Source organism: Streptomyces sp. NPDC003011 (assembly GCF_053591515.1).
Genome location: NZ_JBSFTY010000103.1, coordinates 18163 through 29696, shown reverse-complemented (window position 1 = coordinate 29696; position 11534 = coordinate 18163). Strand labels below are relative to the sequence as shown.

Sequence of the window (11534 nt, the reverse complement as noted above, 5' to 3'; positions counted from 1 at the left end):
CTCCAGTACCGCAGCGACGCACTCGACGGCTGCCTCACCGGCACGGGACTTCGACCCGCTCCACCATGACGACATCACGCATTCAAGGTCGGTAGGCCGGGACCGGTAGTTCAGAGATCGGTCCCTCACCTCACTCGGCGCGCTGTCCGACACGCAGGACGCTCAGATATCGGCGTGATGCTCGGTCGCCCATCCGCGTGCGGATGCGCTCGGCGATGGCGTCGAGCAGGGGCTCGCGGACATCGCGGTCGAGCCTCCGATACAGCGACAACGAGCGAAGGAGATCAGCAAAGCCGTCCCCGTCGAACCACTGCACGGTTGGATACCACCGCACGATGGTTGGGCCGAACAATCCGCCGGAACCGTCGATCAGGCCCCAACCCTCGTCGGTGGAACGCATGTCTTCCTCGACTGGCGGATGACCCCAATCAGGGTTCCCCGGGCAGAACCGCTCATGGAGATCGGCGGTCTCGGCATACACCTCCGGCTCTCCTGGCCGACGGACAACGACGTGGCCGAGCAGCGCCATCCAGCCTCCGGGATAGAGCACGTCGTGCGCTCGCCGCCAGCCAATCAACGGGTCCACCCAGTGCCACGACGACGCAGCCACGAGGACATCGAAACGTCGACCGCGGTTGTTCCACTCCTCAAACGTCGACGTCTCAACTTCGACGTTGCGGAAGGAGGCGATCCGGTGGCGAGCGAGTGCGGCCATGTCTACGCCCGGCTCGACGGCGGTCACTGAGCACCCGAGCGCTGCCAGCGAGCGCGTCGCCTGACCGGTACCGCAGCCCACCTCCAGCACCGACGACCTGTCGTCCATGCCGGTGACGGCGGCGAGATCCGCGAACAGCTCGTCGGGGTATCCCGGCCGGACCCGGTCGTAGAGCTCCGGCATCTCGTTGAATACTCGGCCGAGGTCGTATCGATTCAGGCGCGTCTTCGGATCATCAGTCACGAACGCACAAGCTATGAGGCCCGTCCATGGAGACGCCACTGGGTTTCCGGCAGCCGCTGACGCGCTGCCGCCGGCAGTTCAGAGAAGCCTGCATCCGCTGCCCCGTCCTCAAGATCGACCCACGCCAGCGCGGTCGGCCTATTGAAATCATCCAGAACGTCCGCGAGGCCCGGGCAATGGCTGGCATGACGAGGGGGAAGGGCTCCAGGTCAGCCTCGATGTCGCCAACGCCAAGCTGCACAGCCTCAAGGGCGCCCCCACCGACGGCCGACCACAGCTGGTCAACCTGGGCATGTCCGTCTTCACCCATACGCCGTCGCGAACGCGGCCCTGACGTCAGAGTTGAGCATCTCCACGTCCATCACCCCCGGGTGTTGAGGACCAGTCCGTGATCAACTCTTGCCGCTGATAGCTCCCTGGCCTCGACCGAGAAGCCTGGACAGCCGGGCGGCTTGCCGCTCAGCTGTTCCTGGCCGGTTGCGCGGATGCTGTGGGTCGTCGAAGGACAGGAGGAACAACCACACGAGGGCCAGCAGCCGACGGCACTCCACCAGCCGCGCTCGTTCGGTGGCGCTCAAATCGAACTGATCCAGGAACATCTCAACATCCAGAGGCTGGTCAACCCAGCTGGCCACGTGTTCCGTGATCTCCGCCAGTTCGAAGGGCCGGTCGCTGAGACCGGACTCCTCGAAATCGACGATCCGTACGCGAGAGCCGTCCCACAGATAGTTGGCGAGGTTCCCATCACCTGGTCCAAAGACCGGCGGAACGTCAGGCGGGGCGACATGTTCGAAGCCTGAGCGAGCCAACCAGTCCAGGCCGTGATCCATAGCTTCCCCCACCTCAACGCTGACGCGGGGGCGAGCCCGTGGTGTCCAAGCCCGGATCTTGGCGATGAGCTCATGCTGCTGACCGGGCCGGACCGGGATCTTTGCTAGCGCATCTGCTGGCACCGCCGCATACATCTCGCGCGTTGCCGCGGCCAGCGCCTTGAGCTGCTGCTCGCTGAGCAACTGACCCCGAAGCGGCTCACCCGGCAGCCGTGACATCACCACGACCGGCTCGTCGGCGGCAAGGTCGGCGCTGAGAGGAACAGGAGCCAAGCCCGGTGCATGCGCGGAGAGCAGGGTCAGCGCACGCCACTCCCGTTCGCACTCCTCGCGACTCCCACGTCGAAACCTCTTGATCGCCCTGTGGGGCTTGAGCTCGATGGCGTGAGTACTCCAAGCGACGGAAGTCATGAACGCGATCTTTTCAGCAGCCCCCAGAGACCAAGCCGTAGAACTCCTAACAAAAGGCCGCAACTTAGCTTGTGATGTAGGCGTCTGATGGGTTGTTTGCCTGCACATGAGGAGGGGCGAACAATCGCCGTGGATCGTGACGGATGAGCTGTGGGCGCGGATCGAACCGTTGCTGCGGTTGTACCGCGTCGCACACATCGCCCGGGGCGCAAACGTCTGGACGACCGGAAGGCGCTGTCAGGCATCCTGTTCGTGCTGTACACGGGCGTTCCGTGGGAGTTCTTGCCCCAGGAGCTGGGCTTCGGCTCCGGCATAACCTGCTGGCGACGTCTGCGTGACCGGAACGAGGCGGGAGTCTGGCAGCGTCTGTACGAGTCGCTCCTGGCCGAGCTGAATGCCGCCGGCGCGCTGGACTGGTCGAGGGCGGTGATCGACTGCTCGCACGTCAGAGCGCACAAAGGCGGCCCGCAACAGGACCGGGCCCGGTCGAGCGTGCCCGAACAGGCTCCAAGCACCATCTGATCACTGAAGGGCACGGCATCCCGCTGGCCGTATCGCTGACCGGCGGAAACCGCAACGACGTCACCCAGCTCATCCCCCTGATCCAGGCCGTCCCGGCCATACGCGGCCGACGCGGGCGGCCCCGGCAACGACCGGTCGCGCTCTACGCCGACCGCGGCTACGACCACGACAACTACCGCAAGCCAGGTGCGGGCCCTGGGAATCACCCCGGTCATCGCGCGGCGCGGCGTCGAGTACGGTTCCGGACTGGGCGTGCACCGCTGGGTGGTCGAGCAGAGCTCCGCACTGCTGCACTGGTTCCGCCGACTGCGCATCCGCTGGGAGATCCGCGACGACATCCACGAAGCCTTTCCTCAGCCTGGTCTGCGGCATCATCTGCTGGCGCCGACTGGTCAACCTCTCACTTCGTCAGAAGTTCTAAAGCCCTTCGTCCTCGGCTGCGGCTGCGGGCGCTCCACCTCGGCGCGATCCCGGGTAGGTGCACATGCCTCAGTGACGCTCATCCATGCAGAGTGCGGCTGTCGGCGGGTTTGTCCGGCCCTCCCTCCTTGCCGGGCCCTGGTGTGCGGCAGGGCCTCGTTCCGCACTCCGGAGAGGGTCTCGTGAGGACCGAGACCTTCGGGGTGCGTGCGGACTGCCTGTACGCACCAGACGATGAGGACCATGCAGGGGACTGGGGCCAGGAGCATGGCGAGCCCGCCGACCGGGTCTGCTGCCATCGAGTGGGCCACGTCCCGATAGCCGACCCCGCCCGCGATCTCGATCAGGGCGGAGGGATCGGCGGCGGCGTTCGGCAGAGTCGCTCCCGCGATGAGCCACACGACAGCGAAAGGCAGGCCGAGCGCCGCTGCGCGCAGCACGAGCGCACCGTGCCCCGGCCTGGCGCCGCTCCCCGTGACGAGCTTCAGCAGCAGGATGTGCTTGCCCGGAGTGGCGCCGCTCCACCGCGGCACCATCACGAACCACAGCACCCAGACCACGGGCGGGACCCACAGGACGGCGTCGGCCCCCAGGCCGAGGAAGACGAGACCGGCGACGGCTCCGGTCAGTAGAGCGGCACCCGTCATGTCCAGCAGCAGGGCCACCAGGCGGCGCCCGAAGGGGACCTTGTGGAAGTCAAGCGCGCGGTCGTCCAAGGTGGTCAGGGCCGGCAGAACGCGGGCCAGGGGCCCGGCCGCCGCCCAGCCGAGCGCCGCTCCCGCTGTGTTGGCGATGAGATCGTCCACGGCGAAAAGGCGGTACGGGCACGCGTACAGACCCCACAACCCCGTGTACTGGGTGAGCTCGAAGAGCAGTGACCCGGCGAGTCCTGCCGCGGTGGCCGCAATCAGCCCCTTGCGGAAGTGAATCCGTACGAAGACTCCGAGCGGGAGCAGCAGGAGGAGGTTGAACACGGTCTGCCAGACGGCCGAGTTGCCGAGCACCAGAGCGTTGAGGGTGACTCGGTGGTGCGCCTCCTTCCAGATGTCTGCGAAGGCACTGCCGGGCGTGAACTGGGGATGGGCAAAGGACGGATACTTGGCGCAGACGTCCACCGACGGGGACGGAAGCGGCACGATCGTCAGGCATAAGGCGGTGAGTGCGTAGTACACGCCCCCGTAGAGCGAGAGCACACGCCAGCGGGTCATGACGCCGTGCCGCCGGTAAATGACGACCGCTGTCGGCACGAACATGAGGAGGGCGAGTCCCGGGAAGATCAGGGCGGCCGTGCGGATCGGCAGTAGATATACGTCCGTCATGAGGCGCTACTATACATACTGCGTATACTCGGTGTGTATAGTAGGCGATGACGGGGTGCAGGCGGTGTCTGTTGGCGGCAGCTTGTGATGCTGGGGATACAGGCGTCACCAGCTGCAGGAGGCGCTCCCGTGCCCGCCCACCCCCGCCCCCACCCCCACCCCTGGTCCGGTCCGCTATCGCGTCCTCCCGGGATTGTCCGGCCGTGTCTGGTGGCCACGGGCCACGAGGTCCCAGCCGCGGGCGAGGCGCCTCTCGACCTCCCACGGACCTGCGACGTCTGGCGGTGCTGGAGACCGGTGGCGGCCTAAGCTTCATGTTCTTGATCGTCCGCGTGATCGTCAGGCCGTCGAGCACCCCGCGGACCCTCGTGTCGTCGGCCTCAAGCCGCTGGATCACGAACAGCTTTTGGTGCCGCCGTCGAAGCGAGCGCTGGGCCTTCGCCACGATCTCCGGACGTTCGAGCAACAGGTAGGGATCGAGCAGTTCCATCGGGTCCGGCGCGACATAGCCCGAACGCGGCCGGCCGGTCGGCCGGCCGGACTTGGCGCAGGCCTTACCGCAGACACTCCCGCTTCCGGGGAGTCCCCGGCGAGCGGAGGTGGAACGAGAGCGGGCGTCTGAGATGCCGCTCGCGGACACGCGGGGCAGCATAGTCAGTAAACGGTCGCGGACAATTCGACCACCCGGCGGGAGGTGCAGACCATGCCCGAACGCACATCCAGGGGACGTCTCATCGGTGAACTCTCGGCCGAGTTCACCGGCACCATGATCCTCATCCTCTTCGGATGCGGTGTCGTCGCGCAGGTCGTCGCAGGCGGTGCGCTGACCGACGGTGGACTGGGTGACCACGACAGCATCACCTGGGCCTGGGGTCTCGGCGTCGTTCTGGGCGTCTACGTGGCGGCGCGGATCAGCGGCGCCCATCTCAATCCCGCAGTCACCCTCGCGCTCGCGGCCTTCAAGGGCTTCCCGTGGAGGAAGGTTCTCCCGTACGCCCTGGCCCAGACGGCGGGCGCCTTCGTGGCTGCCCTGCTGGTGCGCTGGAACTACAGCGAGGTGCTGGCGAAGGCCGACCCGAACCATACCGACAAGACGGAAATCGTCTTCTCCACCCTGCCGGGCAACGGCGGCCTGCCGATCAGCCAGCTGGGTGCCTTGCGCGACCAGATCATCGGCACCGCACTGCTGGTGCTGCTGATCTTCGCGGTCACCGACCTGCTGAACACGCCGCCGGGCGCCAATCTCGCTCCCTTCATCGTCGGCCTGATCGTCGTCGCCATCGGCATGGGCTGGGGAACCAACGCCGGGTACGCGATCAACCCGGCCCGTGACCTCGGACCTCGGGTGGCAGCGTTCCTGACGGGCTACGGAGGCGCCTGGCGTGATCAGTACGGCGACCTCTACTTCTGGGTGCCGATCGTCGGCCCCCTGATCGGTGGTCTGGTCGGCGCGTTGCTCTACCGCCTGCTCATCAGCCGCTTCCTGCCCGTCGCCGACGCCAAGCAGGAGCCCGGCCGGGTGCCCGCTCCGGACGAGTGAGAGGTCAGCCATGCCCGAGTTCGTCGGTGCCGTGGACCAAGGCACCACCAGCACCCGTTTTATGATCTTCGACCACGACGGCAACGAAGTCGCACGCCACCAGCTTGAACACGAGCAGATCTTCCCGCGCTCCGGCTGGGTCGAACACGATCCAGTGGAGATCTGGGAACGCACGAACTCCACCATGCAGAACGCCGTCCGCCAAGGCGACCTGTCGGCCGCCGACCTGGCGGCCATAGGGATCACCAACCAGCGGGAGACCACGGTCATCTGGGATCCCAGCACCGGTCAGCCGTACTACAACGCGATCGTCTGGCAGGACACCCGCACCGACTCCATAGCCGCGGCGTTGGAGCGGGAGCACGGGGAGCTCATCCGGCGCAAGACGGGGCTGCCGCCGGCGACATACTTCTCCGGCGGCAAGATCAAGTGGATCCTTGAGAACGTCGACGGTGTCCGGGAGGCCGCCGAGAGAGGCCGGGCCGTCTTCGGCAACACGGACGCCTGGGTCCTGTGGAACCTCACCGGCGGTCCGAACGGCGGCGTCCACGCCACAGACGTCACCAATGCCAGCCGCACCATGCTGATGAACCTCGAGACCCTTGACTGGGACGACGAACTGCTCGACGTCTTCGGCATCCCGCGCGCCATGCTCCCGGCCATCAGCCCGTCCTCGCACCCTGAGGCGTTCGGGACCACCCGCACCACCCGTCCGCTGCGCACCGCCATACCCATCAGCGGGGTCCTCGGGGACCAGCAGGCGGCCACGGTCGGCCAGGTCTGCTTCCGCCCGGGCGAGGCCAAGAACACCTACGGCACCGGTAACTTCCTGGTCCTCAACACCGGCACGGAGATCGTCCGGTCGAGGAGTGGCCTGCTGACCACGCTGGCGTACCAGTTCGGGGACGCTCCGGCTGTGTACGCGCTGGAGGGATCCATCGCCGTCACCGGCTCCGCCGTCCAGTGGCTCCGCGACCAGATGCACACCATCAGCTCCTCCGCTGAGGTGGAGACCCTCGCCCGGCAGGTGGAGGACAGCGGCGGCATCTACTTCGTACCGGCCTTCTCCGGCCTGTTCGCTCCTTACTGGCGCTCGGATGCCCGGGGCGCGATCGTCGGTCTGGCTCGCTTCCACACCAACGCGCACCTGGCCAGGGCAACCCTGGAAGCCATCTGCTACCAGAGCCGCGACGTGGCCGAAGCGATGGAGCAGGACTCGGGCGTCGCACTCGATGTGCTGCGGGTCGACGGTGGAGTCACCGCCAACGACCTGTGTATGCAGATCCAGGCCAATATCCTCGGCGTACCGGTCAGCCGCCCGGTCGTGGCCGAGACCACCGCGCTCGGCGCCGCCTACGCGGCGGGGCTCGCCACCGGCTTCTGGGAGAACACCGACGAACTCCGCTCCCACTGGCACGAGTCGAAGCGGTGGGAGCCGCAGTGGAGCGACGAGGAGCGGGAGAAGGGCTACGCCGGCTGGAAAAAGGCCGTGGAACGCAGTCTCGACTGGGTCGAGGTCGAATAGCCGGGACGGCGAGCGCCTGCGTGGTGCCCTGGCCGACAGGCAGGTTCGCCTCCGCGCGGCGAGGGCATCCGTGGACGGGCTGGTCAATCCCAGCCGGGTGGGGTAGCCGGAGACACAGAACGCTTTCAGCGTTGCCTCTCCATAGAGTCGCTGCCTGGCATGGGCTCGATCCTGGACGCCGGTGCGGGCATGGTGGGCGGCGAGCTGAGTCTTGCCGGCCCCACCGGTCCCGGACAGCACCTGCGCCGCGCCTCCGGCCACCGCTCGCTCCACCACCGGTCGTCGTCCAGGATGCTGTCGGGATCCTGGATGCCCGCGCCCTCGAGGAACACCACCAGATCCTGATCGCTATAGGCGGTGCGGAGAATTTCCTCCTGTCCTTGGGAGTGGACGGCACACAACCCAACTGCGGTCTCCGTAACGCGAAGCTCCCCGACAACCTTGACGTGGCCGACCGGGTGGCTGCGTGGCTGCTCCATTCCTGACAGGCTCGAGGCATGCCAGTGATCAGCCCCGTGGGAGCAGTCAACATCGAGCACGGCCACTTTCTCGTCGGTGAGATGTGGGAGCCGGGCTTCGAACGTAGGGAGGGCAAGCCGGAATTTCGGAACGCGGAGCCGGTCATCGTCGTGCCTGGACAGGTCATCGTGACGTCGCGGGTCCAGGAGCACACTGTCCCAGTGGTGGTAGCCGTCAGGGACGATGAGGACGACGCGCCAGGATCAGGCTGGACTCTGGTGGCATCTGTGGACTACCAGCCGGTCTACAAGGGCCGGATGGCAGCGTTGGACACTCTTAACGGTCCTGCCAGGCCTGCGGCTGGATCCATTGAGGTGTTTGGCCAACAGGCTGAACCGGGTGAGCCGTTCGTGAGTTTGGACCCCGTCCGCACCTACCGAGCGCAGGTGTGGTCGCAGGGCCGGAGTGACTCCCGTGAGCGGTTCGACGCCGCTACACGGCACGAGGAAGGCGATGGCCAGGTGTTTGAGAGGTACTTGATCGCGTTCGTCCCTTCGGGAACACAGGCACCACCAGCCCCCGCCGCAGGAGAGAACCGGCGAGATCGTCTGACCCGCCAGCATGGACGGCCCCCCTCAACATGCGTTGATCGACTGGCTGACCCAGGGGGAGCGACCGGTGGCCGCTCCCTCCTCGGCACGTAGTCACGCACCTGTGCCTCCACGAACACATGATCATCCGTGAGTGGTGCGTTGATCACGTGAGGATGTCGTTTGCCGACACTCAGGCAGTGGTTCCGGCGACCACGTCGACGGCGTGGCGACGGTGTGCTGCGAAGAGGTCGAGAGCGGTGTTGGTGTCCCGGGCGCGCAGTGCGGTGACGAGTCCGTGGTGCTCGCGGGGGATGCAGTCGAGGTAGTCGGCGGTGCTGCGGTTGATCCGGGTCAGCAGGAACAGGTGGACCTGGCACCGTATGCCGTCCCAGGCGTCGGCGAGGCGCTGGTGCCCTGCGGCGGCGAACACCGCGTCGTGGAAGGCGATGTCCAGGCGCACCATCTCGTGCGCGTCGCTGGCCCGCTCCATCATGTCGGCCGTCTTCGCGATGGACGCGAGGTCCTCGTCCGAGGCGTGGGCGATCACCTGGCGGACGGCGAGGTCCTCCAGTGCGCCGCGCAGGCTGTCGAGCTCAGCCACGTCCTCGGCGGACAGCGTCGTCACCGTCGTGCCCCGGTGCCACGCACAGTGCACCAGGCCCTCGCGCTCCAACAGCCGCAGCGCCTCGCGCACCGGGCCGCGGCTGACGTCCATCTCGCCGGACAGCTCCACCTCGCGCAGCTGCTCGCCCGGGGCGTAGGCCCCGTTGAAGATGGCCTCGCGGATACGGTCCGCAACCTCCTCGGCCAGACCTCGGCGGCGAGCCGGGGCCACCTTGCCCTGATCACTCATGCCTGAATTGCACCTCCTCCACCAATGGCCTAATGTTAACATTCAAACGTTGTCGTGATGTCAACATTAGGACAAGCTGAGCGGGATCGCCTACGGGCCGCTCCGCTCCCCGGCAGGAAGGCAGTGCCTTGACCGTTCTCGACTCCCCGATCCCCCGCTTCCACCTGGCCGTGCCGGTCGACGACCTGGCTGCCGCGCGCCGCTTCTACGGCGACGTCCTGGGCCTGGAGCAGGGCCGCAGCGCGGACACGTGGGTGGACTGGAATCTGCACGGCCACCAGTTCGTCACGCACCTCGCGCCGGAGCGCGCGCAGCGCATACACAACCCGGTCGACGGCCACGACGTACCCGTGCCGCACTTCGGTCTGGTTCTGACGGTCGAGGCCTTCCAGGAGTTTGCCGAGCGGCTGCGGGCGGCGGGCACCGAGTTCGTCATCGAGCCGTACGTGCGTTTCGCGGGCCAGAAGGGCGAGCAGTGGACGATGTTCCTCCTCGACCCGGCCGGCAACGCGCTGGAGTTCAAGGCGTTCGCCGACGACTCGCAGGTGTTCGCCGCCTGACCGGCGGCCGGCACCACCCACCCCCATTCGCGAAAGACGGGACGAGCTCATGAAGGTGTTCCAGATCGGCGCCGCCGGAGGAGTCGGCCGCCGCCTTACTCAACTCCTCACCGCACGCGGTGACTTTGTGACCGGCATGCACCGCGGGCCCGCTCAGGGTGAGACGGTGCGGGCGGCCGGCGGGACTCCGGTGGTCGGTGATCTCATCACCGACTCGGTCGAGGATCTGGCCGGCAAGATGCGCGGCCATGACCCCGTGGTCTTCTCGGCCGGCGCACACGGCACCGGTCAGGACAAGACGACCCTGATCGACGGCCGTGGCCTTGAAAAGGCCGCCGACGCGGCCGCGCTGGCCGGGGCGGCGCGGTTCGTCCTCGTCTCTGTGTTCCCCGACGCGCTGCGCGACGGGACACGTAGTGAGGGCTTCGAGCACTACATCAAGGTCAAGAAGACCGCCGACGTCTATCTGACGCGCACCGATCTGGACTGGCTGATCGTCCGTCCCGGAACCCTTCTGGAGACCCCCGGCACCGGACGGGTCACCGCCGGTCCCGCCGTCGAGTACGGCGACGTGCACCGCGACGACGTCGCCGCGTTCCTCGGCGCCGCCCTGCACGCGCCTGCCCTCCGCCGCGTGATCGTCGAACTCACCTCCGGTGACACCCCCGTCGCGGACGCCGTCACCCGCCTCACGGCCGCCTGATCTCCCACCCCAGCCGGTAGTAACTGCCACCAGCTAACAAGGGAAAACATCATGACCGCTATCGATTCCTACAGCCACGACGTCTCCGGTGAGAAGGACTTCGGTTTCGCTCAGGCCATCAAGGTCGGCGACACGATCCATGTCTCTGGGCAGCTCTCGCATGACGAGGAGGGCAACTTCCTCTACCCGGGCGACTTCGACGCGCAGCTGAAGCAGTCCTACGCCAACTTCGAGAAGGTGCTCGCCCACTACGGCGCCACCCGCAACCAGGTCGTCTCCGAGACCCAGTTCATCGTGGACCTGCCGAAGTACAACATGGCGATGGCCGCGGCGAACCTGGCCTACTTCGGCGACCACCGCCCCACCAGCTCCACCATCGGCGTCGCGTCGCTGTTCTTCCCGGGCCAGCTCATCGAGGTCAACTTCGTCCTCGACACCCGCCTGCCGGCCTGAGCGTGAAGGCCGTGATCGCCAGAGGGCACGGCAAGATCGCCCTCCTCCTGGAACAGCTCCTGTTCCGGCGCGGCGATGTGGTCACCGGCCTCACCCGCAACCCGGCCCAGGCCGAGGCGCTGGAGAAGGCCGGAGCCCAGGCCCGTCCCGTGGATCTGGAGAAGGCCACCAGCGAAGAGGCCGCCCGGCACCTAACGGGTGCCGCCACGGTGGTGTTCGCCGCCGGGCGGGTTCCGGCAGTTCGGTAGGGCCGTAAGGACAGCGTGGACCGCGGCGCGGCGATCCTGCTGGCGGACGCTGCCGAGGCCGCCGGTGTCGGACGCTGCCTGCTGCTCTCCGCCATGGGCGCCGATTTGCGGGTGTCGACGACGACGGCCTCGGCCCGGTC

11 protein-coding genes and 1 pseudogene are annotated in these 11534 nt (G+C 67.3%); 8 read left to right on the top strand and 4 right to left on the bottom strand.

Going from position 1 to position 11534, the window contains the following annotated elements:
- Positions 1 to 130 precede the first annotated feature (130 nt).
- Positions 131 to 958 carry a class I SAM-dependent methyltransferase gene (locus tag ACWD0J_RS35950; protein ID WP_451500066.1) on the bottom strand — a complete coding sequence of 276 codons (828 nt, stop codon included), beginning with the start codon at positions 956 to 958 and terminating at the stop codon, positions 131 to 133.
- A gap of 392 nt (positions 959 to 1350) precedes the next feature.
- A complete protein-coding gene (locus ACWD0J_RS35945) occupies positions 1351 to 2199 on the bottom strand; it encodes a phosphotransferase family protein (RefSeq protein WP_451500065.1) in 849 nt (282 codons plus the stop codon).
- Positions 2200 to 2305: 106 nt separating this feature from the next.
- On the opposite strand from ACWD0J_RS35945, the pseudogene ACWD0J_RS35940 reads away from it, so the two are divergent.
- A pseudogene (locus tag ACWD0J_RS35940) lies at positions 2306 to 3142 on the top strand (IS5 family transposase).
- Here the strand turns inward: ACWD0J_RS35940 and ACWD0J_RS35935 are convergent.
- Positions 3114 to 4460, bottom strand: coding sequence for a VanZ family protein (locus ACWD0J_RS35935; RefSeq protein ID WP_451500064.1), 1347 nt, complete (start codon positions 4458 to 4460; stop codon positions 3114 to 3116). The pseudogene ACWD0J_RS35940 and the gene ACWD0J_RS35935 overlap by 29 nt on opposite strands.
- Positions 4461 to 5163: 703 nt before the next feature.
- On the opposite strand from ACWD0J_RS35935, the gene ACWD0J_RS35930 reads away from it, so the two are divergent.
- From ACWD0J_RS35930 to ACWD0J_RS35920, 3 genes are all read left to right on the top strand, one after another.
- A complete protein-coding gene (locus ACWD0J_RS35930) occupies positions 5164 to 6000 on the top strand; it encodes an MIP/aquaporin family protein (protein ID WP_451500063.1) in 837 nt (278 codons plus the stop codon).
- A 10-nt stretch (positions 6001 to 6010) separates the two neighbouring features.
- Positions 6011 to 7525, top strand: coding sequence for a glycerol kinase GlpK (gene glpK, locus ACWD0J_RS35925; RefSeq protein ID WP_451500062.1), 1515 nt, complete (start codon positions 6011 to 6013; stop codon positions 7523 to 7525).
- 497 nt (positions 7526 to 8022) lie between these two features.
- Positions 8023 to 8688, top strand: a complete 666-nt coding sequence (locus ACWD0J_RS35920; protein ID WP_451500061.1) for a hypothetical protein — start codon at positions 8023 to 8025, stop codon at positions 8686 to 8688.
- A gap of 79 nt (positions 8689 to 8767) precedes the next feature.
- Here the strand turns inward: ACWD0J_RS35920 and ACWD0J_RS35915 are convergent, their stop codons facing one another.
- The gene (locus tag ACWD0J_RS35915; protein WP_451500060.1) at positions 8768 to 9430 is read right to left on the bottom strand and encodes a GntR family transcriptional regulator; all 663 of its coding nucleotides are present in this window, start codon (positions 9428 to 9430) and stop codon (positions 8768 to 8770) included.
- 128 nt (positions 9431 to 9558) lie between these two features.
- On the opposite strand from ACWD0J_RS35915, the gene ACWD0J_RS35910 reads away from it, so the two are divergent.
- Genes ACWD0J_RS35910 through ACWD0J_RS35895 form a run of 4 tightly spaced genes read left to right on the top strand, consistent with a single transcriptional unit; the run spans position 9559 to position 11394 of the window.
- A complete protein-coding gene (locus ACWD0J_RS35910) occupies positions 9559 to 9990 on the top strand; it encodes a VOC family protein (protein WP_059211329.1) in 432 nt (143 codons plus the stop codon).
- A gap of 49 nt (positions 9991 to 10039) precedes the next feature.
- Complete coding sequence (locus ACWD0J_RS35905; protein WP_451500059.1) at positions 10040 to 10693, top strand: NAD(P)H-binding protein; 654 nt, start codon at positions 10040 to 10042, stop codon at positions 10691 to 10693.
- Between the two features lie 51 nt (positions 10694 to 10744).
- Positions 10745 to 11146, top strand: a complete 402-nt coding sequence (locus ACWD0J_RS35900; protein WP_451500058.1) for a RidA family protein — start codon at positions 10745 to 10747, stop codon at positions 11144 to 11146.
- A 2-nt stretch (positions 11147 to 11148) separates the two neighbouring features.
- Positions 11149 to 11394 (top strand): NAD(P)H-binding protein, encoded by a 246-nt coding sequence (locus ACWD0J_RS35895; RefSeq protein WP_451500057.1) that lies wholly within the window; start codon positions 11149 to 11151, stop codon positions 11392 to 11394.
- Positions 11395 to 11534: the final 140 nt, after the last annotated feature.

Bases quoted from the DNA above. Each gene is read 5' to 3' on its own strand.
- ACWD0J_RS35945 (WP_451500065.1), bottom strand. From the start codon at position 2,199: ATGACTTCCGTCGCTTGGAGTACTCACGCCATCGAGCTCAAGCCCCAC.
- ACWD0J_RS35915 (WP_451500060.1), bottom strand. From the start codon at position 9,430: ATGAGTGATCAGGGCAAGGTGGCCCCGGCTCGCCGCCGAGGTCTGGCC.
- ACWD0J_RS35900 (WP_451500058.1), top strand. From the start codon at position 10,745: ATGACCGCTATCGATTCCTACAGCCACGACGTCTCCGGTGAGAAGGAC.
- ACWD0J_RS35930 (WP_451500063.1), top strand. From the start codon at position 5,164: ATGCCCGAACGCACATCCAGGGGACGTCTCATCGGTGAACTCTCGGCC.
- glpK (WP_451500062.1), top strand. From the start codon at position 6,011: ATGCCCGAGTTCGTCGGTGCCGTGGACCAAGGCACCACCAGCACCCGT.
- ACWD0J_RS35920 (WP_451500061.1), top strand. From the start codon at position 8,023: ATGCCAGTGATCAGCCCCGTGGGAGCAGTCAACATCGAGCACGGCCAC.
- ACWD0J_RS35905 (WP_451500059.1), top strand. From the start codon at position 10,040: ATGAAGGTGTTCCAGATCGGCGCCGCCGGAGGAGTCGGCCGCCGCCTT.
- ACWD0J_RS35935 (WP_451500064.1), bottom strand. From the start codon at position 4,460: ATGACGGACGTATATCTACTGCCGATCCGCACGGCCGCCCTGATCTTC.